Origin of the sequence: Streptosporangium sp. NPDC002721 (assembly GCF_042888905.1) — a bacterium.
Classification (GTDB): Bacteria; Actinomycetota; Actinomycetes; order Streptosporangiales; family Streptosporangiaceae; genus Streptosporangium.
In genome coordinates, this window is the sequence record NZ_JBIAQI010000012.1 from 252,787 (window position 1) to 273,968 (window position 21,182).

A 21,182-nucleotide genomic window follows, 5' to 3' on the forward strand; every position below is an offset into this window, starting at 1 on the left:
GTGGGGAGCGTGGCCGGTTCCGGATCGTGTCGCTCCGCGCGGGCGATATCACCGGGGGTCGCGGGTACTGGCACACTCGATGCGTGAATCGGCGCCGGAGCGGCGCCGATGTCGGAGAGACAGATCGAGGCATGGATGCGCGTCTATCTGCCGTGTACGCTCCCGGCGCTGGCCCGCGTGGCCACCGTGGGGGAGCTCGGCCCGGCCCCGCTGACCGGCTACGCGGTGACCCCCGCGTTGGTCGAGTGGTACGTCTCGGGTGACACCGAGGAACTGGAGTACGTCGCCCTGACAGAGGCGGCGAGGGATTCCCTGCGGATGCTGGCCGCCGACCGCGCCGACGGGGTGGAGGTCGCCGCGCGACGGGTCGTCGTCGCCGTCGACGTGCCGGAGGGCGACGTGAGCGCGAGCGCCGACCTGGACGAGCGCGCCCGCGTGCGGCTCGCCACGGCGGTCCCGCTGAAGCTGGTCGCCGCCGTCCACGTGGACGACCTGTCGGCGGTGAAGGACGTCGAGGCGGCCCTCGCCGCGCTGCCCGCGGCCGACCGCGGCGACGACGACGCCCGCTTCACCGTGGACGGCGCCGAGGCCAACGAGCTCCTGTGGTACGCCACCCAGGAGATCCCCGACCTGGTCGGCTGACCTTCTCTCCTCGCCCGTATCTCCAAGCCCTCGCCCCGGGGGCCTGGGACGGGAGCCCGTGCCGTGAGCTGCCCGCGCGGGCCGGCGCCCCTGCCGTGCCGCCGCCCGGACGGGGATTTTCGCTATTCTGGATGGCAATATGAGACACATTGTTTGGGATTGGAACGGCACGCTGTTTCACGACATCGACGCCGTCGTTGGTGCGACGAACGCGGTGTTCGAGCCGTACGGGCTGGGTTCCTACGACGCCGACCGCTTCCGCGCGGTCTACACGCGCCCGATCTGGGCCGCCTACGAGCGCATGCTCGGCCGTGCCCTCGAGGACGGCGAGTGGGAGAGGCTCGACCTCGGCTTCCACGAGAGCTACCACCAGCTGATGCTGGAGTGCGGGCTGGCCGCGGACGCCCTCTCCACCCTGCAGAGCTGGGAGCGCGCGGGCGGCAAGCAGTCGCTGCTGTCCATGTGGGCGCACGAACGGCTGGTTCCCAAGATCGCGGAATTCGGCATCGACCACCACTTCGTCCGGATCGACGGCCTGCGCAGCGCCTCCGGCGGCCACAAGGCCGAATCGATGGTGGCCCACCTCGCCGCGCTCGGCATCGACCCGGCCGACGTGCTGGTGATCGGCGACAGCCTGGACGACGCGCACGCCGCCCAGCACGTCGGGGCACGCGCGGTCCTCTACACCGGCGGCATGACCAGCCGGGCCGACCTGATGGCCTTCGGCGTCCCGGTCGTCGACACCCTGGAGAACGCGCTCGACCACGCCTGACGGCCCGTCCGGCGGGAGCGGCCCGGCACGCGGCCCCGCGAGAACCGGCAAATGGATCCTTTCGGTATCGAAGGCGGTCGCCGTGCGCCCGGGGCCTTACCCTGGGCATCCACCCCCATTCCGGGAGGCCCCCGATCAACCGCCTCGTCCTCTGGAACATCGACCTCACGCTGGTCGACGTGTCGATCGTCACCCGGGAGGCATACGCGGAGGCCTTCCGCGCTGTCACCGGAAGACCGCTGGTCAAGCTGACCCAGGCCAACGGGCGTCCCGACTCCGAGATCGTCTTCGAGATGCTCGCCATCAACGGGATCGTCGCCGAGGACGACCACCTTCCCCGGTTCCTCGACGCGCTGGCCGGGTCCTTCGGGGCGCGGCGCAGGAGCCTGGCCAAGGACGGCCGGATGATGCCCGGCGCCCGCGACGCGCTGAAGGCCGTGGCGAGACTCGACGGCGTGGTCCAGTCGGTGCTCACCGGCACGATCCAGAGCAACGCGGTGCACAAGCTGACCGCGTTCAGCCTCGACAAGCACATCGACTTCGAGATCGGCGGCTACGGCGAGGAGGTCTATCCCAAGGCCACCCTCCTGCAGGTCGCGCAGGGCCGCGCCAAGCGCAAGTACGGGGCGGTCTTCGACGGGCACAACACCGTGCTGATCGGCGACTCGGCCAGGGACGTCCAGGCCGCCAGGATCGCCGGGGCCGCGATCGTCGGGGTCGCCTCGGGACGTTCCCTCCCGGCCGAGCTGCACGAGGCGGGAGCCGACGTGGTCCTGCCCGACCTCTCCAACCCCTCCGAGGTCGTCGCCGCCGTCGCCGGCCTCACCTCCCCGGCCCGCCGCGCCGGCCACTCCCCGGCGGGCCGCTGACTCCAGGCCCCCCGGGCCGTACGAGCCGACCCGACCGCACGAGGCGAGCCTTCCCTCGGCCCCCGCGACCGTAAGGGACGGGTCGCGCGAAGCGGGGACCGTCGCCGCTGATCGGCCCCACATGTCCGGCCGGGATTCGTGTCCGTGGCGAAGCCTCGGCCCGTTCCCGGAGAGGGATGCGTACGTGGACGTCCCACACGGGGCGGCCGGAGGGTGTGTGGTCATGGGGGATGACATTCGGGTGGGGCGCCGAGAGGATGGGGCCATGGTTGAGGAAGGTGCGCCGCTCTGGGAGCCGTCCCCGGAGATCGTGAGGAACGCCAAGGTCACCCGTTACGCGGAGTGGCTGGGCAGGACCGGTGACTACGAGTCCCTGTGGCAGTGGTCGGTCGACGCCCCGGAGGAGTTCTGGACGTCGATCTGGGACTACTTCGAGGTGGTGGGGGAGCGCGGTGACGGGCCCGTCATGTCGGGCGGTATGCCCGGCACCGAGTGGTTCGCCGGGTCGACGCTGAACTACGCGGCCAACGCGCTGCGCGGGGCCGCCGACGACCCCGGGCGGCTCGCGGTGGTCTCCCGCGACGAGGCGGGCGGGCGCGGGGCGCTCACCCTCGGGGAACTGGCCGAGGAGGTGGCGCGGGTCCGCGCCGGGCTGGCCGCGCTGGGCGTCGGCCGGGGCGACCGGGTCGCGGCCTACGTGCCGAACGTCCCCGAGGCGCTGGTCGCCTTCCTGGCGACCGCCTCCCTGGGCGCCATCTGGTCCTCCTGCTCGCCCGACTTCGGCGCGCCCAGCGTGATCGACCGTTTCACCCAGATCGAGCCGAAGGTGCTCGTCGCGGTCGACGGCTACGACTACAACGGCAGGAGCTTCGACCGGAGCACGGTCGTCCAGGACATCGCCGCCAAGCTGCCGACCCTGGTGGCACAGGTCCGCATCCCGTCCCGGGCCGCGCGGAGCACACCGGGCGCCGGCGCCACCGGCGCCACCGACGCCGCCGACGCCACAGGCAGGCCCGGCGCGGTGTCCCCGGACGAGACCGTGACCGTGACCGCGCACGGGGTCCGTACGGTGAGCTGGGCCGAGGTGCGCGCCGTCGCGGGGCCGCTCGCCTTCGAACCGGTGCCGTTCGGGCACCCGCTCTGGATCGTCTACTCCTCGGGCACCACCGGGCTGCCCAAGCCGATCGTGCACGGTCACGGCGGCGTGGTGCTCGAACACCTCAAGGCGCTCTCCTTCCACCAGGACCTGGGCGAGGACGACGTCTTCTTCTGGTACACCACCACCGGCTGGATGATGTGGAACTACCTCGTCGGCGGCCTGCTGGTCGGCTCGGCGGTGGTGCTCTACGACGGGGCGGCGACCTACCCGGAGACCGGCGCGCTCTGGCGGCTCGCCGCCGAGGAGGGGGTCACCTACTTCGGCACCGGGGCTCCGTACGTGATCGCGTCCATGAAGGCCGATCTCGAACCGTCCGGCCTCGACCGGCTGCGGGGGCTCGGGTCCACCGGCTCGCCGCTGCCGCCCGAGGGGTTCGCCTGGGTGCACGACACGCTGCCGGAGGTCCAGCTCGGCTCGTTCTCCGGCGGCACCGACGTGTGCACCGGCTTCGTGGGCGCCGTGCCGCTGCTCCCGGTCCGGGCGGGGGTGATCCCGTGCCGCTGCCTGGGGGCGCGGGTCGAGTCCTTCGACCCGTCGGGCGTGCCGCTGGTCGGCGAGGTGGGCGAGCTGGTGCTGACCCTGCCGATGCCGTCGATGCCGGTGATGTTCTGGAACGACCCCGACGGGTCCCGCTACCGCGACAGCTACTTCGCCGAGTACCCCGGCGTCTGGCGGCACGGCGACTGGATCAAGATCCTTCCCGACGGCGGCTGCGTGATCTACGGCCGTTCCGACTCGACCCTGAACCGGGGCGGCGTCCGGATGGGCACCAGCGAGTTCTACCGCGTGGTGGAGCGCTTCGAGGAGATCACCGACAGCCTGGTGATCGACACCGGCCAGCTCGGACAGGAGGGCCGCCTGCTGCTGTACGTCACCATGGCCGAGACGGCGACCCTGGACGACGACCTGGTCGCGCGCCTGCGCCGGGAGCTGCGGGAGGGGCTCTCCCCGCGCCACGTGCCGAACGAGATCATCGAGGTCCCGGGCATCCCCCGCACCCTCAGCGGCAAGAAGCTGGAGGTCCCCATCCGCAAGATCCTCCTCGGCGTCGCCCCGGAAAAGGCCGCCAACCTCGACGCCATGGCCAACCCCGAGGTCCTCTCCCACTTCGTCCCGGGAGCCGACGTCACGCGGCACTGACCCCGCGCCCCGGCGGCTTCCGGCCTCCGGCGCGCGGATCGCCGGGAACCTCCGGCGCGCGGATCGCCGGGGAAGAGGAAAACGGGCGCTCGGGATCCTCCTGGGGAAAGCGGACTCGGGAACTTCCCGGGAAAGCGGACTCGGGATCCCCCCCGGGGAAGGCGGAACGGGCGGCTCAGATCCCCTGGGGGAGGCGGAACAGGCGGTCCGGGTCGCGGGTGGCCTTGATCTGGGCGAGCCTGGTGGCGTTGGCCCCGTAGTAGGCCGCGCGCCAGCCGCCGAGCTCCGGGTCGATGTAGTTGACGTACGCGTGGTCGCCGAAGTGGGGCCGCATCGCCGCGTGCGCGGTCCTGGCCCAGCCGGCCGCCCCGGAGCGGTGGGCGTAGTACTGCACGCTGTAGAGGGCGGCCCGGTGCGGGAAGGCCGTGGCCTCGGGGCGGACCCTGGCGACGGCGCCGCCGAGGGCGTCCAGCAGCACGGTGTGCTCGCCGGGCCGGGCGACCTGGGCGACCAGGGCCCTGGCCCCGGCCTCGGAGAGCGGGCGGTAGGCCATGTGCGACTTGGCCTTGAAGGTGTCCCTGGACAGCCGCCCGCCCCGGGTCTGCCCCGGCAGGGAGCCGCCCAGGTGGCACTGGGTGACCGAGAGCGAGCCGCAGCCCGCCATGGTCAGCATGGCCTGGCGGTAGGAGGTCTGCCAGACCCGGCTCGACGACGGCGACCCGGCCGCGTCGGCGAGCCTGTCGAGCAGCCGCTCGCAACCGGCTCTGCCGCCGAGGTAGAGCCCGACGACCTCCACGTCCGTCCCGCCGTTGCGGCTCAGGTGCATGCCCGACCACATGGCGTCCGGCGCCGAGGGGCCCCACGCCTGCCAGGCGCGCAGGGCCCTCACCGCCTTCGACCACGGCCAGTGCAGGAAGAACACCGTGACCTCGCGGACGGGGTGGGTCCGGAACTCGAAGGAGACCGCCACGCCGAGGTTGCCCCCGCCGCCGCCCCGCGAGGCCCAGTACAGGTCGGCGTTGTGGTTCGCGTCGCAGGTCAGCAGCCGCCCGTCGGCCGTGACGATCCGGACCGACTCCATCACGTCGCAGGTCAGGCCGTACTTCCTGGAGACCACGCCGATCCCGCCGCCCAGCGCCAGCCCGCTCACCCCGACCGTGGCACAGGTCCCGGCGGGGACGCTGACCCCGCTCGCGGCCAGCCTGTCGTAGACGTCGATCAGCTTGGCCCCCGCCCCGACGGTCGCCCGTCCCGAGGCGTGGCTCACCTTGCTCATCCGGGAGACGTCGAGGACGAGGCCGCTCCCGGTGGACCAGCCCGCGTAGGAGTGCCCTCCGGACCGTACGGCGAGCGGCAGCCTCAGGCGGCGCGCGAAGGCGACGCACTCGGCGACGTCGGAGGGGTTGGCGCAGTAGGCCACCCCCGACGGCCGGACCGCGTCGAAGGCGGGGTTGAACAGCTTGCGCGCGCCCTCGTACGCGGCGTCGCCCGGCCGGACGAGCCTGCCCTCCAGCCCGCCGGCCAGGGCCCGCCAGTCGGCGGGCCGAGGCGCGCCCGCAGCGCCGCCCGCACCGCCCGCAGCGTCCGAGCCGGTCATGCCAATGGCGCTGGTGGCGCTGGTGGCGCTGGTGGCGCTGGTGGCGCTGGTGGCGCTGGTGGCGCCGGTTACGCCGGTCATGCCGACGGCGCCCGGGGCGGGTGTGCCCTGAGCGCCCAGTGCGAGGGCGGCCAGGCCGCCGGTCCGGAGGAAAGCCCGCCTGTCCGGAGGGGTTCGCATGTCGTTACTCCCCGAGGTTCGGTGTCACCTTCCCGGTAGGACGACCGCACCGCCCTTCCGGTTCGTCACATTCGCGTCACTCCTGAGGTGATGAAAGCGGTGATGGAAGCGATTCACGCGTCCTGCGCGAGTTCACGCGTTCTGCGCCACGCGCAGTGCGAGGGCCGGGCACATCTCGACGGCCCTGCGGGCCATCCGCCGGAACTGGGCGGGCACGGTGTCGCGACTGAACACCGGGTAGCCGTGCTCGTCGAGGTGGACGAGGTCGGGGGCGAGCTGCGCGCACAGGCCGTGGCCCTGGCACCGGGTCCAGTCCACGGTGAGCTTCACCTCGGGCTCGTTCTCCTGCGGGGGCAGGGGGAGCACGCCGAGCACCGGGCGCCCGCAGCTGCCGCGCAGCAGGTGCTCCTCGATGTCCTCGGGGAAGGCGTCCAGCGCCGACAGCACGAACCTGGACGTCCCGTCGGGGTGGAAGCAGGCACCCCTGCCCTTCACGCTCGCGGCCCTGCTCCGCAGCTCGTCCAGGGCGGAGGCCGATCCGTTCACGAGCTCGGCCATCGACTGCGCGACGTCCGGGAGCCCGAGACGGCAGGGACCGCACTGCCCCGACGACTGGGCGGCCAGGTACTTGGCTACCCTGACCGTCTCGCCGAGCGGGCAGGTCTCCCCGCCGAGCGGCACGATGATCCCGGCGCCGAGCTGGCCGCCCGCCTCCGCGATGCCCTGGCGGGAGACGGTCGCCACGGCCGCCGCGTCCGCGTGCAGCCACGCGCCGTGGTAGCCGCCGACCAGCACCCCGTCGCCGGTGGAGGCCTGACAGGCGTCCAGGACGGCGTACAGCGGGGTGCCGGTCGCGACCTCGACCACGGCCGGGGCCTTGGCGGAGCCGCCCACGGTGAGCAGGACCGTCCCCGGCTCGCGCGCCGTGCCGACGTCGGCGTACCGCTCCGCGCCCAGGGTCGCGAGGACCGCGAGCTGGGCGTACGTCTCGGCGTTGGACAGCAGGGTGGGCAGCCCGTTCACGCCGCTCTCCACGGCCCTGACCTTGCGGCCCGGCGGCTCCCCGACCAGGCCGTTCACCGAACGGACCAGCGCGCCGCCCTCGCCGGAGATGAACCTCTCGACGATGCCGACCACCCGGACCTGGCCGCTGATGCCCCGCTCCTCGACGGCGGCGGCCACGGACGCCTGGCCCATGCCGCCCTCGACGGTCGCGATCACGACCTGCTTGGCGCCGATCGCGTTCGCCGCGAGCAGCGCGCCCTCGATGACCAGGTGGGGGGTCCTGGTGAGCAGCATCGTGTCCTTGCTGCTCGCGGGCTCGCCCTCGGCCGCGTTGACCAGGACGACCTTCTCCGCCTTCTTGCCCAGCACCGCGCGGACCTTGCGGGCGAAGGGGAACGCGGCCCCGCCCCGCCCGCGCATGTCCACCTCGTCGGCGAGCGCCGCCAGCTCCTCGCCGGACATGCCCGGCGCCGTGCCGTGCATGTCTCGGTGCTCGGCGAGGTCCATCCTGCGGCAGTCCTCCAGCCCGGCCGTCAACCGGGCGGGCCCCAGCTGGCGGACGGGGGGTACGCGGTAGGGAATCATCCGACATCTCCGATACGGCGAAGCTCCGGCGGGTCCTCGCGCACCAGGCGCGGGATGCGGCCGACGATGCTCGTGGGCGGCGTGATGCTCGTGGGCGCGGGCAGGTCCGCGGCGACGGGCACCGCCACCGGCGCCTCCTCGCGTACGAGGACCGGCTTGGGCTGCAGCTCGGAGATCACCCTGATCAGCAGGGCGGCTCCCACCGCGACGAGGCAGACCACGTAACTCCAGGTCACCCACTCGGCGGGGGCGCGGCCCGCGGTGAGCCCGTGCAGGACCGCCATCGGCCACGCCAGGTAGGCGGAGCCGTGCAGCATGCGCCAGAGCCACGGCCTGCGGTTCTCCGCGAACCTGGCCCGGGCGACCCCGGTGAGGAAGACGACGATCATCAGGTCGGAGGCGATGGCCCCGAAGCCGACGTACAGGCTCTGGCCGCTCACGCCCAGCGGGACCACGACGGACGCGAGGGAGGTCCGGCTTTCGATGATCTTCATGATGACGTGGATGGCGAGGAAGCCCATGCCGAGCATGGCGGCGGCCCGGTGGACGAGCTGCGACCGGATCCTGCCCAGGACCGGCAGCACGATCCGGTCGGCGGAGAGCAGGCCCAGCGCCACGGTCGCGGTGAGGGACACGAGGGCGATCACGCCCGAGAAGAACGAGAAGACGCCACGGATGGCGGCTGCCACCTCCATGCCGGGCGCTGTCCGCCCGAGCATGAGGAGGCCGACCACGGAGACCGTGATCGTGACACCGAGGCCGATCCTGGCGGGCCTCTGGTCGAGACTGATCCCGGTTTCCGCCCGGGTGTGTCTCGGAGTCCGTCTGTTACCCACCTATGGCTCCTGTCTGCGAAGCGGCTCGGACGACGTCTGCGTCCGAGGGTGATGGACCCTGATATCGCGAGATGCCGCCCCCCGTCTCCGCGGGGTGTGGAAGAGGCGCGGAGACGGGGGGCGGCGGTCTCGAAGGGATGCCGTCTAGCAGCGACGGTTCCGGTTGATGCAGTCGACCGCGAACCTCATGAGCCGGTCGGGCATCAGGTTGGCGAAGTCGGCGTGGTCGGTGACGGGGTTGTGCCGCTGCTCGGGGAAGGCGTCCAGCGCGAAGGACGGCGTGCGGGGCGTGGAGTAGACCAGGGTCATCCGCAGCTGCGGGATCGCCCTGGTGCCCGACGGGCAGGCGCCGTTCGCGTCGGGGAACAGCACGTGCGTGCGGTGGTTGGCGCTGTCGTTGTTCTGACCGTCCCAGCAGCTGGGGAAGTCCAGGATCCGCAGGAGCTGGCTGCCGCGCGGGCAGAGCGGGTACTTGGTGGTGATCCGGTTGGTGAAGCCGGTGCAGCTCCACTTGGCGAGGGCGTTCGCGCCGCCGTTGGTGGCGGCCTTGGCGTCACCGGTGATCATCCTGATGAAGCGCGGCATCGGGCTCACCCTGGAGACCGGGTTCCCGCGGAACTGCAGGCTCACCTGACGGGCCTGCATGATGGTGCCGACGTTGCCGTCCGGGTCGTCGACGTTGGCGTCGGTCGTACGGTCGCGAAGGACCGGCCAGAAGTAGACCGAGCGGTCGTTGAGCGCGCACGTGGTGCCCGCGGCGGCCAGGGACTGGTCCGTGGAGAACCCGTCGGTCGACAGGTTGCCGACGTAGTCGTGGACGTGGTGGGCGCCGTTGGTCACGCCGGGGGCCACGATGAAGTTGTCGGAGTTGCGGTGGCCGTTACGGTTCGTGCCGCACCGGGAGGTGAAGGTGCCGGCGGAGCCACCGCGCCGCGTGCGGATCTCCTGGAAGTTGCGCGGGACCTGCCGGATGTCGATGAAGTCCTCGGGGAACGGCCCGAGGTCGGCGCACTCGGCCTCCTCGTCGTCCTGCGGGGGAGCGGGGGTCGCGCTGGGGGTGGGCGTCGCGGGAGGGTTGTTCGGCGGGGGGTTGTCGGGGTTCTGCGAGGGCGCCTGGGTCGGCCTGCGGCGGGCGTTGGCGTCCCCGTCGCCCTGCTGGTCCGGGTTTCCCTGCTGGTTCGCGTCCTGCTGGTCCGGGTTCTGCTGCTGGTTCGCGTCGTCCTGCTGGTCCGGGGCCTGCTGCTGGTCGGCCGGCTGCTCGGGGGCGGCGGGCTCGGTGGGCGACGCCTGGATGAGGCTCCCGCCCGCGACGGGCGCGTCGGCGGGCTGGTCCTGGGCGGGCTGGTCCTGCGCCGGTTGGTCCTGGAGGGGCTGGTCCTGCGCGGGAGCGTCCTGCGCGGGGGGCGCCTGTTCCTGGTTCTGGTCCTGCTGGTTCTGCTGTTCCTGGTCCTGCTGGCTGCGCTGGTTCTGCTGGTTCTGGCCCTGCTCGGCGGGGTCGCAGTGGTCACCGTAGGCGGGGGCCGTGGCCGCCACCGTGAACGTGACGGTGGTGAGCGTGCTGGCGGCCAGGGCCAGCGCTGACAGGGAGACGAGCGAGCGTTTCATGATCTTCAAGCGTTTTCTCTCCTCACAGGTGTGTCGAGAGCGGAGACGGGCGGCGGCGGGGAGGGCACCGGAGGCTCGGGCAGGTCCGAGTAGTCGACCAGCCCCGTGCTCTCCAGCAGGGTCATGTGCTTCATGACCACCTCGACCGCCCGCTGGGCGAATGTCCTGACCTGGTCCTGGCGGGTGCCGGACCGCACGCCGGCGACCACCACGAAGACCTTTCCGTGAGCCGCCCGCAGCAGCTGGGCGAACAGGAGGTCGTACTCGGCGCCCGACTTCGCCGCCGCCAGCTGCGCCATCCAGCCCTGCTGGTCGGCGTTGGGCTGGTCGGGGAGCGTCACGTTCAGCTTCGCCGCGAGGGCGCGGACCTCCTCGTCGAGCTTGAGGTGGTCGGTCATCAGGTGCATGCCGACCTCCTTCACCCGCTTGCTGGCGGCTTTCTGCTGGGCCTGCTGGCCGCTGGGAATCTCCCAGAGCCCGGCCAGGCGGACCTTGACCAGCAGGTCGCGGTCGGCCGGGCCCAGCGGCCCCTGCGGGGTCTGGGTCCAGCCCTGCGCGGCCAGCGAGGCGCCGCCGCCGGGCGGGGTGATCAGGACGACCGCCACGGCGGCGATCGCGATGAAGACCCCGAACAGCAGGGGTTCGCCGTTCTTGAAGCGGCGGAACAGTGATCTGAACATGGGCCCGGTTCCGCTCTCAGAGAATGGCCGCTACCAGGGCCTTCTCGGCGCCCGGCGTGGTGGCGAACGTGCCGCCCGGCCCGTGGGGGGCCGGGTGCGTGAGGAGGAGGACAGCTCCGACCGGCCACGGGATGTGCCGCACTGCCATGTCGTTTCCTTTCCCCGAGGCCCGCCGGTGCGGGCGCACTTGGAGGGAGGTACGCGGCGCCGCCCGGGGTGGTTCAGAAGAAGTGATGAGATAGTTAGAAATGACTGGAGTTGCCAGAGTTGCAGACGGGACTCATAACGAAGGTGTAAAGATGTGCCCGTGCGTCAACTCGACAGTCGGTTCGAGAGCGCGGACACCGATGTCCTCTTGGTAGAAGATCTGTACCGGGAGTTCGGTGTACCCCTGCTCCGCCATGTGCGTAAGGCCACCGGTAACGATCTGCAATGGGCGGAGGACGTCGTCCAGGAGACGCTCGTCCGAGCCTGGCGTAATGCAGGAAGGTTGCAACGAGAGCCCGGCCTTTTGTGGGCCTGGCTCCTGACCGTCGCCCGCCGTATCGTCATCGACGGTCGTCGCAGGCGAGGTACCAGACCACAGGAGGTCGAACCCGCCGACGCGAACGCTGTGCCCGTTCCCGACGGGGCCGATCGCGCGCTGGAGGCGATGATCGTCGCCGAGGCGTTGCGAGAACTGTCCCCAGAACACCGCGAAGTCATCGAGCAGACTTACCTACGGGACCGTACGATTAACGAAGCGGCGGAAATCCTCGGGATACCGCCGGGTACGGTCAAGTCCCGGCTCTACTACGGGATCCGGGCTCTCCGAAAGGTCCTGAAGGAGAGAGGTGTCGCGAGCTGATGGTCCCCTCCCCGCATCATGACGTGGCGGCGTACGCGCTCGGGGTTCTCGACGAAGAGGACCACGAGGCGTTCCAGAGCCATCTCATGACGTGCGAGGAGTGTCAGGTCGAGCTCCGGGAACTCAGCGAGGTTCCCGGACTCCTCGATGTGGTGAAGCGGGACCGCTCCAATGCCCTGGACGACGACCGGACATCACATTGACGTTTGACGGGTTTTGGGGTGATATCAGGAGCGGTGGTGTGTCCCGGTCAACGAGGATCGGGACAGATGACCACTGGAGGTGTCGTGCCACGGGCCAGGCCCGATGGGCGGAGTGCGGGCTGGAAAGCCCCGCCCGCCGGGCGAGGCGCCGGAAGCGGGGCCAGACTCGCCCGGCGGCGCCGTAGCCGTTCCGAGGTGACCCTGTGGAATGATTGCCCTACCGCCACCTCGCAGGGAGAACCCGCAGCCTCCGACCAGGAGCCCTTCCGTTCCCCGCCGGCAGCGGCGAGAGACCGCGGTTCCCATGACGAGCCGTGGCGCCTGGCCGAGATCCCGATCAGCCGTGACGAGACGGCCGCCGCGCGGCGGATGTCTCGCGCCCGGATCCCTCGTGAGCGGGGCCGGTGGCCGGGCGGTGCCGCATTCGGGCGGGCGCGCGCGACATCACTGCCGCTTCACTGGGCACCATCTCCCCGGAAATCATGACTTTCGCCATGGATTCCCAGCCAACTATGCACAACCCCTCACAAAGGAGTGAGAGCGACATGCCGCTCGACGAGGCCAAGGACGAGCTGCTGAGGAGTGCCGCGGAGACGTGCGCGCACACACCGGGCGGCGATCACGTGAGCGTGGAGGAGGCGCTCGCCTTCCTGCGGCTCTACTACCGGCATGTCGCCCCGGAGGACCTGCTCGGCCGCGACCTGGCCGAGGTGTACGGCCCGGCGATGACCCAGCGCGAACTCGCCGGGCGGCGCCCCCAGGGCCGTGCCCTGGTGCGGGCCTACACCCCTGCCGCGGAGGAGCACGGCTGGGGCTCCGGGTTCTCCGTCGTGGAGATCGTCACCGACGACATGCCCTTCCTCGTCGACTCGGTGACCATGGAGCTCGACCGGCACGACATCGGCACCCACCTGGTCATCCACCCGCAGATGCGGGTGCGCAGGGACATGACCGGCAAGCTGCTCGGGTCCGGCGAGGAGGACGTCACCGGGCAGGTGCTGGCCGAGTCCTGGATGCACTTCGAGGTCGACAGGCAGATCGGCGACACGGCGCTCAAGACGATCGAGGCCGACCTGCAGCGCGTCCTGGAGGACGTGCGCGGCGCCGTCGAGGACTTCGTCAAGATGCGGGCCCTCGCCCTGCGGACCGCCGAGGACGTCTCGGCCAACCCGCCGCCCCTCGACCCCGCCGGGGTGGAGGACAGCCTGGAGCTGCTGCGCTGGCTCGCCGACGGCCACTTCACCTTCCTCGGCTACCGCGAGTACCGCCTGGAGGAGGGCGAGCAGGGCGACAGGCTGCACCCGATGCCCGGGACCGGGCTCGGCATCCTGCGCAGCGACAGCGCCGACTCCGGCAGCTTCGCCGCGCTCCCCCCCGAGCTGCGCGCCAAGGCCCGTGAGAAACAGCAGATGCTGATCATCACCAAGGCCAACACCCGGGCCACCGTCCACCGCTCCGCCTACCTCGACTACGTGGGCGTCAAGCTCTTCGACGCCTCGGGCGAGGTCGTCGGCGAGCGGCGCTTCCTCGGCCTCTTCACCCACGTGGCCTACAGCGAGTCGATCTCCCGCGTCCCGGTGCTCAGGCGGAAGCTGGCCGAGGTGCTGACGCTCGCCGGGCTCACCGCCGACAGCCACGACGGCAAGGACCTCATCGAGATCCTGGAGACCTTCCCGCGCGACGAGCTCTTCCAGACCTCCGTGGACCAGCTGCTGCCGATCGCCCTCGGCGTGCTCAGGCTCCGCAAGCGCAAGCAGGTGAAGGTCTTCCTGCGCCCGGACGACTACGGCCGCTACGTCTCGTGCCTGGTCTACCTCCCGCGCGACCGCTACACCACCAAGATCCGCATCAAGATGCAGGAGATCCTGCTCAAGGCGCTCGGCGGCACCTCCTTCGACTACAGCGCGATGATCGGCGAGTCCGCCCTCGCCAGGCTGCACGTGGTGGTGCGCGGCGAGCGCGGCAGGCCGCTGCGCGTCGACGCGGTGAACGTCGAGGAGCTGGAGGCGAGGCTCGCCGCCGCCACCAGGTCCTGGGAGGACGACCTGGTCTCCGCGATCACCGAGCTGAGCCCCGAGGACGAGGCGCCCAAGCTCGTCCGCCGCTACTCCCCGGCCTTCCCCGAGGGGTACAAGGCCGACTTCCCCGCCCGGATGGCGGTCGCCGACCTGCGCCGCCTGGAGGAGCTGGCCGCCTCCTCCGACGAGATCGGGATGAACCTCTACGAGCCGCACGACGCCTCGGAGGGCGAGCGCCGCTTCAAGCTCTACCGCCTCGGCGCGCCCGTCTCCCTGTCGCGCGTGCTGCCGCTGCTCCAGCGGATGGGCGTGGAGGTGGTCGACGAGCGGCCGTACGAGATCGACCGCGACAACGACCCGGCGACCAAGGACGCCTGGATCTACGACTTCGGCCTGCGCTACACGCCCTCGCCCGAGGTCGACAGGGACGAGTTCAAGCGGCTCTTCCAGGACGCGTTCGGCGCCCTGTGGGCCGGGCGGGTGGAGAGCGACGGGTTCAACGGGCTCGTCCTGGCCGCCGGGCTGACCTGGGAGCAGGCCGAGATCCTGCGCGTCTACGCCAAGTACCTGCGCCAGGCGGGCACCACGTTCAGCCAGGAGTACATCGAGCGGGTGCTGATGGGCAACGTGCGGCTCGCCCGGCTGCTGGTGCGCCTGTTCGAGGCCAGGCTCAACCCCCGGCGCCCGGCCGAGGTCCGCGCCGACCTGTCCGACGCGCTGCACGAGGAGATCCTCGCCGCCCTGGACGACGTGGCCTCGCTGGACGAGGACCGCATACTGCGGGCCTACCTGGAGATGATCGGCGCCACCCTGCGCACCAACTACTTCCAGCGGGTCGACGGCGAGCGCAAGCCGTACGTCAGCCTGAAGCTCGACTCGCCGTCGATCAGCGTGCTGCCGCTGCCCCGGCCCAGGTTCGAGGTGTTCGTCTACTCGCCCAGGGTCGAGGGCGTGCACCTGCGCTTCGGCAAGGTCGCGCGGGGCGGGCTGCGCTGGTCGGACCGGATGGAGGACTTCCGTACGGAGGTGCTCGGCCTGGTGAAGGCGCAGATGGTGAAGAACACCGTCATCGTCCCCACCGGCTCCAAGGGTGGCTTCGTCGTGAAAAATCCGCCGAAGTCGGGGTCGCGGGAGGAGACCTTGGTCGAGGGCATCGCCTGCTACCGGATGTTCATCTCCGGCCTGCTCGACCTTACCGACAACCTCGTCGACGGCGCGGTGGTCCCGCCCGCCGACGTCGTCAGGCACGACGAGGACGACACCTACCTGGTGGTCGCCGCCGACAAGGGCACCGCGACGTTCTCCGACATCGCCAACGCCGTGGCCAAGGAGTACGGCTTCTGGCTGGGCGACGCCTTCGCCTCCGGCGGCTCGATCGGCTACGACCACAAGGCGATGGGCATCACCGCCCGGGGCGCCTGGGAGTCGGTCAAGTACCACTTCCGCACGATCGGCGTCGACATCCAGAGCACCGACTTCACCGTGGCCGGGGTCGGCGACATGTCCGGCGACGTGTTCGGCAACGGCATGCTGCTCTCGCAGCACATCCGGCTGGTCGCGGCGTTCGACCACCGGCACATCTTCGTCGACCCCCGGCCGGACGTCGCCGCGGGCTACGCCGAGCGCGCCCGGCTGTTCGCGCTGCCCCGCAGCTCCTGGGAGGACTACGACGCCGCGCTCATCTCCAAGGGAGGCGGCGTCTGGCCCCGTACGGCCAAGTCGATCCCCGTCTCCGCGCAGATGCGCGCCGCGCTCGGCATCGACGGCGACGTGACGTCGCTGGCCCCGGCCGACCTGATCAGCGCCATCCTGCGGGCCCCGGTCGACCTGCTGTGGAACGGCGGCATCGGCACCTACGTCAGGGCGTCGAGCGAGTCCAACGCCGACGTCGGCGACAAGGCCAACGACGGCCTGCGGGTCACCGCAGCCGAGCTGCGCTGCAAGGTGATCGGCGAGGGCGGCAACCTGGGCTTCACCCAGCTGGCCCGGATAGAGTTCGCGCTCAACGGCGGCCTGGTCAACACCGACTTCATCGACAACTCCGCCGGGGTGGACACCTCCGACCACGAGGTGAACATCAAGATCCTGCTCGACCGGGCCGTCCGCGACGGGAAGCTCACCGATCGGCAACGAAACCAGCTCTTCCTCGACATGACCGACGAGGTGGCCGGGCTGGTCCTGCGCGACAACTACGACCAGAACGTGGTGCTGGCCGCCGCCCGCGCGCAGGCCCCCGAGATGCTGCACATCCACTCGCGCCAGCTGCGCAGGCTGGAGCGGGCCGGGCTGCTCAACCGGCAGCTGGAGTTCCTGCCCTCGGACAAGATGCTCGCCGAACGGCGCCAGGCCCGGCTCGGGCTGACCGCGCCGGAGTTCTCGGTGCTGCTCGCCTACACCAAGCTGGTGACCGACGCCGAGATACTCGCCTCCGACCTGCCCGACGACCCCTACCTGGCGTCCTGGCTGGTGTCCTACTTCCCGTCGGCGCTGCGCGACCCCGGGCTCCGCGCCCACATGGAGGCCCACCCGCTCCGCAGGGAGATCATCACCACCGGCGTGGTGAACGACCTGGTCAACTCCAGCGGGACCACCTTCATGTTCCGCCTCGGCGAGGAGAGCGGCGCCTCCGCCCCCGACATCGCCCGCGCCTACCTGGTCACGCGGGAGGTGTTCGACATGCCCAGCCTCTGGCGCCAGATCGAGGAGCTGGACAACAAGGTCGACACCTCCACCCAGATCGCGATGGAGCTGGAGGCCCGCAAGCTCGTCGAGCGGGGCACCCGCTGGCTGCTGGGCAACCGGCGCCCGCCGCTCGACCTGGCCTCCACCGTCGGCTTCTTCGCCAAGGGCATGAACGGCCTGCTGCCGCACCTGCCCAAGCTGCTGACCGGCTCCGACCTGTCGGCCTTCGAGGAACGGCGCGACGGCTTCGTCTCCCGGGGCGTCCCGTCCGAGCTGGCCGAGCGCGTGGCCGCGATGGTGCCCGCCTACTCCACGTTCGACCTGGTCGAGGTGGCCTCGCGCACCGGCCGTCCGGTGCACGACGTCGCCGAGGTCTACTTCGACCTCGCCGACCGGCTCCAGCTCTCCAGGCTGCGCGAGCGCGTCGTCGCGCTGCCCAGGGACAGCCGCTGGAACTCCATGGCGCGGGCCGCGCTCCGCGACGACCTCTACGCCGCGCACGCCGCCCTCACCCACGACGTCCTGACGCACAGCACGCCCGGACTGTCGCCCGAGGAGCGCCTGGCGCGCTGGACCGAGGCCAACTCGGCGGCGGTCTCGCGGGCGCGGCAGACCCTGTCGGAGATCTGGGAGAGCGACAACTTCGACCTCGCGACGCTGTCGGTGGCCCTGCGCGCGATCCGCACGCTGGTGGCCACGATCAACCTCCCGCACGCCGAGGCCTGACCGCCCGGCCTCACCCGGCACCCGGCCGGGCCCCGCACCGGGGCCCGGCCGGTCGCGCGGCATGCCGTCCGGCGCGGCGGGACCCGCCCGCCGGACCCTGCATGAAGAGCGGGAGAGCTATCCCGTGGTGACCTTCGTGAGGGCGCCGAGATAGCCGATGACCTTGGCCGGCCGGCCGCTGCTCTTGGTCGGGACCGTGCTCACGTACAGCTGCGTCTCCACCGTGCGCAGCTCCTTGAGGATGAACCGCTCCTTCGCCAGCTTCCTGGCCTCGGGCGGGATCGGGATGTCCGAGCCGCAGGGCGTGATCCTGATCGTCCGTGTCGTGGTCCTGATCAGGGAGTAGAGGACCAGCGCGCCGCCGTCGGCGGTGCGCAGCGCGTGCACCGGGTAGTCGCTCGCGGCGAAGATCGAGTCGTAGCCCAGGCAGTCGTCCGCCTTCTCGGCCTCGCGGCTCCTGGTGATCTCCTCGGCGAAGCCGGTGGTGTGCGGGCCCTCCTCGATCAGCCCCGCCGCGAACCCCCGCTCGCCCTCCTCGGCCGAGGTCGCGTGCAGCGGGGCCATCAGCCGCGGGCTGATGGCCAGCGTCGCGTCCTCCTCGCCCAGCGCCGTGGCGTACCCCTCGGCGTCGGTGGCGACCACCGGGGGCCGGACGCCCTCGTCGAGCAGCGAGGTCGAGCTGACCTGCCAGTCCTCCCCGTCCTGCCGTACCAGGGTCAGCACGGCGGTGCGGACCCGGCCCGAGGGCTCCTCGCGGTCCACGACCGCGGCGAACCAGAGCGGGCCCCGCTGGTCGCGCGGGACCAGCAGGCGGGGGGTGCCCCACGTGTAGTGGGGGAGGGCCTCGGCGGAGCCGTTGAAGGCCGCCGAGGTGAGAGCCCTCTGCCCGTCGCGGGTCTGTTCCTGCATGAGCCTGCGGTCGGCGTCGAGGTGCGGCTCCGCGGCTCCCAGCACCCCGTCGGCGCCCACGACGCCCGCCAGCGCCTTCCCCGCCTCGGCGAGCGTGACGCGGGGCGGGACCAGGGCGGACGCGGAGGGGGTGGCCGGCGTGGCAGCGCCGGTCGAGGCGCCCCGCTCCGGCGGCGCGTCACCGGAGCCGGAGCACGCCGTGGTCGCGGCCGTCGCGGTGATCAACGCCAGCGCGAGTGCGAGCACACCGCGTCGCCCGTGTTCGCGCACGTCCACCTCCCGATGCTCCCCGATGCGGGCCATGCTAGCCATGGTGGGGAGCGTGCCGTACACGATGGGGTTCGGCGGTCGCGTACCCTTTACAGACGTGGCACTCATCGATCCGGCAGAACAGATCAACGAGCTTACCGGGACGCTGAACAGCATCCAGGACGTGCTCGACCTCGGCGCGATGCGCAAGCAGATCGAGGAGCTGGAGGATCAGGCCGCCGCGCCCGATCTGTGGAACGACCAGGATCGCGCCCAGAAGGTCACCAGCAGGCTCTCCTACCTCCAGGGCGAGGTCACCAGGATCGAGTCGCTGGGGCAGCGGCTGGACGACCTCTCCGTCCTGTACGAGCTGGCCGCCGACGAGGAGGACGACGACACGCGGGAGGAGGCCGACCGCGAGCTGGAGTCCCTGAAGAGCGACATCGGCGCGCTGGAGGTCCGCACCCTCCTGTCCGGGGAGTACGACGCCCGAGAGGCGGTCGTCACGATCCAGTCACAGGCCGGTGGCGTGGACGCCGCCGACTGGGCCCAGATGCTCCAGCGGATGTACCTGCGGTGGGCCGAGCGCAAGGGCTACCCGACCGACGTCTACGAGACCTCCTACGCCGAGGAGGCCGGGATCAAGTCGACGACCTTCACGGTCAAGGCCCCCTACGCGTACGGCACGCTCCGCGGCGAGCACGGCACCCACCGCCTGGTCCGCATCAGCCCGTTCGACAACCAGGGCCGCCGCCAGACCTCCTTCGCGGGCGTCGACGTGGTGCCGGTCGTGGAGACGACCGACCACATCGACATCAACGAGGACGACCTGCGCGTCGACGTCTACCGCTCCTCGGGCCCCGGCGGCCAGGGCGTCAACACGACCGACTCCGCGGTCCGCCTCACCCACCTGCCCACGGGCATCGTGGTCTCCTGCCAGAACGAGCGCTCGCAGCTGCAGAACAAGGCGACCGCGATGGCGGTCCTGCAGGCCAAGCTGCTGGAGCGCAAGCGGCAGGAGGAGAAGGCGGCGCTGAACGAGATCCGCGGCGAGTCGACCACGTCGTGGGGCACCCAGATCCGCAACTACGTGCTGCACCCGTACCAGATCGTCAAGGACCTGCGGACGGGCGCGGAGGAGGGCAACCCGAGCGGGGTGCTCGACGGCGACCTGGACGCCTTCATCGAGGCCGAGATCCGCTGGACCCGCCGCCAGGAGTCGGGCGCCGACGACTAGGGCGTCTCCTCCCGCCGCACGGGGCGCCCTCGGAGATCTCGCTCACGGGCGCCTCTGGGCGCCCGTGAAGCGGTTCCCGCCCGCTCCCCGGGGGAGGCGGCGGGAAAGGGCGGTCAGGCGCCGCTGAGGTGTTTCAGGGCCAGGGTGAGGAAGAAGAGCACGATCAGCACCAGCGACAGCATCGAGGGGGTCAGGCCTCCGAAGGCGTTCTGGTGCATCCGATCGCGGTACGCGCGGCAGCGGGGGCAGCGGCCTTCGGCCACGGGGTGAGCGCACCCCGCGCAGACCAGGTCTTCACAGCTCATGACGTCCTCCCTCTTCGAGGTCAGAACCACTTTATGCGGTCGTTACCGGGCGCCGAATCGTTTTGTTTCCGTTATGGGCTTTCCATGCCAGTCTTCCCCCTAGACTGGGCTCCGGCCAACCGGAACGTCGATCCAGAGCAAAAGACCGGCGCCCCCCGGCCGGCGAGAGGCGGAAGTGGCCCTCTGCCACTCCTGTGACCGTCCTAACCCCTAGACTGGCATGCCGTGATGCGCCCGTGATCCATTTTGATAATGTCACCAAGGTCTACGCGAACCAGAACCGGCCCGCGCTGGACCACGTCAGCGTCGATGTCGACAAGGGCGAGTTCGTGTTCCTCGTCGGCCCCTCGGGGTCCGGGAAGTCGACCTTTCTCCGCCTGGTCCTGAAGGAGGAGCGCCCCAACTCGGGCGCGATCCACGTGGCCGGCAAGGACCTCGCCCGACTGTCCAACTTCAAGATCCCGCACCTGCGCCGCCGGATCGGATGTGTCTTCCAGGACTTCCGGCTGCTCCCGAACAAGAACGTGTACGAGAACGTCGCGTTCGCTCTGGAGGTCATCGGCAAGCCCCGGCGTTTCATCCGTAAGGTGGTCCCGGAGGTCGTCGAGCTGGTCGGCCTCGAGGGCAAGGCACACCGGATGCCCGACGAGTTGTCCGGTGGCGAGCAGCAGCGGGTCGCGATGGCCCGCGCGTTCGTCAACCGGCCGATGATCCTGCTGGCCGACGAGCCGACCGGGAACATCGACCCCGCGACGAGCATCGGCATCATGAAGGTGCTCGACCGGATCAACCGGACCGGCACCACGGTCGTCATGGCCACGCACGACGCGGCCATCGTCGACTCCATGCGCAAGCGGGTGGTGGAACTGGAGGACGGAAAGATCGTCCGTGACCAGTCGCGAGGCGTGTACGGCCAGGCGTACTGACACCAGGACC

The 21,182-nt window shown here is 71.2% G+C and carries 17 protein-coding genes; 9 read left to right on the forward strand and 8 right to left on the reverse strand.

Translation table 11 applies throughout. The features are described 5' to 3' along the window. The first annotated feature begins 135 nt into the window (after positions 1-135). The 4 genes from ACFYWM_RS19365 to ACFYWM_RS19380 all read left to right on the forward strand — a co-directional run bounded on the left by ACFYWM_RS19365 (position 136) and on the right by ACFYWM_RS19380 (position 4,582). Positions 136-642, forward strand: coding sequence for a DUF6912 family protein (locus ACFYWM_RS19365; protein ID WP_389916539.1), 507 nt, complete (start codon positions 136-138; stop codon positions 640-642). A 139-nt stretch (positions 643-781) separates the two neighbouring features. Further along, positions 782-1,414 carry an HAD family hydrolase gene (locus ACFYWM_RS19370; RefSeq protein WP_389916449.1) on the forward strand — a complete coding sequence of 211 codons (633 nt, stop codon included), beginning with the start codon at positions 782-784 and terminating at the stop codon, positions 1,412-1,414. A 134-nt stretch (positions 1,415-1,548) separates the two neighbouring features. Further along, positions 1,549-2,283: an HAD family hydrolase gene (locus tag ACFYWM_RS19375; protein ID WP_389916541.1), complete on the forward strand. Its 735-nt coding sequence runs from the start codon at positions 1,549-1,551 to the stop codon at positions 2,281-2,283. A 265-nt stretch (positions 2,284-2,548) separates the two neighbouring features. Next, positions 2,549-4,582: an acetoacetate--CoA ligase gene (locus ACFYWM_RS19380; RefSeq protein ID WP_389916451.1), complete on the forward strand. Its 2,034-nt coding sequence runs from the start codon at positions 2,549-2,551 to the stop codon at positions 4,580-4,582. Between the two features lie 175 nt (positions 4,583-4,757). Here ACFYWM_RS19380 and ACFYWM_RS19385 read toward each other — a convergent pair whose 3' ends face one another. From ACFYWM_RS19385 to ACFYWM_RS19410, 6 genes are all read right to left on the reverse strand, one after another. Beyond that, positions 4,758-6,359, reverse strand: a complete 1,602-nt coding sequence (locus ACFYWM_RS19385) for an FAD-binding oxidoreductase (protein WP_389916453.1) — start codon at positions 6,357-6,359, stop codon at positions 4,758-4,760. A 132-nt stretch (positions 6,360-6,491) separates the two neighbouring features. Continuing rightward, a complete protein-coding gene (locus tag ACFYWM_RS19390) occupies positions 6,492-7,949 on the reverse strand; it encodes an NADH-ubiquinone oxidoreductase-F iron-sulfur binding region domain-containing protein (protein WP_389916455.1) in 1,458 nt (485 codons plus the stop codon). After that, positions 7,946-8,785 (reverse strand): hypothetical protein, encoded by an 840-nt coding sequence (locus ACFYWM_RS19395; protein WP_389916457.1) that lies wholly within the window; start codon positions 8,783-8,785, stop codon positions 7,946-7,948. Before ACFYWM_RS19395 ends, ACFYWM_RS19390 begins: the two co-directional genes overlap by 4 nt. A 144-nt stretch (positions 8,786-8,929) precedes the next feature. Continuing rightward, on the reverse strand, positions 8,930-10,390 hold the full coding sequence (locus ACFYWM_RS19400; protein WP_389916543.1) for a DUF1996 domain-containing protein: 1,461 nt from the start codon (positions 10,388-10,390) through the stop codon (positions 8,930-8,932). 5 nt (positions 10,391-10,395) lie between these two features. Further along, complete coding sequence (locus ACFYWM_RS19405; protein WP_389916459.1) at positions 10,396-11,070, reverse strand: DUF4142 domain-containing protein; 675 nt, start codon at positions 11,068-11,070, stop codon at positions 10,396-10,398. Between the two features lie 16 nt (positions 11,071-11,086). Continuing rightward, entirely contained in the window at positions 11,087-11,218 is a 132-nt protein-coding gene (locus tag ACFYWM_RS19410) for a hypothetical protein (RefSeq protein WP_389916461.1), read from the reverse strand. Positions 11,219-11,377: 159 nt separating this feature from the next. Between ACFYWM_RS19410 and ACFYWM_RS19415 the strand changes: the two genes are divergently transcribed. From ACFYWM_RS19415 to ACFYWM_RS19425, 3 genes are all read left to right on the forward strand, one after another. After that, on the forward strand, positions 11,378-11,917 hold the full coding sequence (locus ACFYWM_RS19415) for a sigma-70 family RNA polymerase sigma factor (protein ID WP_329090583.1): 540 nt from the start codon (positions 11,378-11,380) through the stop codon (positions 11,915-11,917). Positions 11,918-11,940: 23 nt separating this feature from the next. Further along, positions 11,941-12,120 (forward strand): zf-HC2 domain-containing protein, encoded by a 180-nt coding sequence (locus tag ACFYWM_RS19420; RefSeq protein WP_389916463.1) that lies wholly within the window; start codon positions 11,941-11,943, stop codon positions 12,118-12,120. Between the two features lie 545 nt (positions 12,121-12,665). Then, positions 12,666-17,546: an NAD-glutamate dehydrogenase gene (locus ACFYWM_RS19425; protein ID WP_389916465.1), complete on the forward strand. Its 4,881-nt coding sequence runs from the start codon at positions 12,666-12,668 to the stop codon at positions 17,544-17,546. Between the two features lie 117 nt (positions 17,547-17,663). Here the strand turns inward: ACFYWM_RS19425 and ACFYWM_RS19430 are convergent, their stop codons facing one another. Then, positions 17,664-18,767 carry a hypothetical protein gene (locus tag ACFYWM_RS19430; protein ID WP_389916467.1) on the reverse strand — a complete coding sequence of 368 codons (1,104 nt, stop codon included), beginning with the start codon at positions 18,765-18,767 and terminating at the stop codon, positions 17,664-17,666. A gap of 55 nt (positions 18,768-18,822) precedes the next feature. Here ACFYWM_RS19430 and prfB point away from each other — a divergent pair, with 55 nt between their 5' ends. Then, positions 18,823-19,941, forward strand: coding sequence for a peptide chain release factor 2 (gene prfB / locus ACFYWM_RS19435; RefSeq protein WP_389916469.1), 1,119 nt, complete (start codon positions 18,823-18,825; stop codon positions 19,939-19,941). Positions 19,942-20,054: 113 nt separating this feature from the next. Here the strand turns inward: prfB and ACFYWM_RS19440 are convergent, their stop codons facing one another. Beyond that, a complete protein-coding gene (locus tag ACFYWM_RS19440; RefSeq protein ID WP_389916471.1) occupies positions 20,055-20,246 on the reverse strand; it encodes a hypothetical protein in 192 nt (63 codons plus the stop codon). Positions 20,247-20,482: 236 nt separating this feature from the next. On the opposite strand from ACFYWM_RS19440, the gene ftsE reads away from it, so the two are divergent. Further along, the gene (ftsE, locus tag ACFYWM_RS19445; RefSeq protein WP_012888192.1) at positions 20,483-21,172 is read left to right on the forward strand and encodes a cell division ATP-binding protein FtsE; all 690 of its coding nucleotides are present in this window, start codon (positions 20,483-20,485) and stop codon (positions 21,170-21,172) included. Positions 21,173-21,182 lie beyond the last annotated feature (10 nt).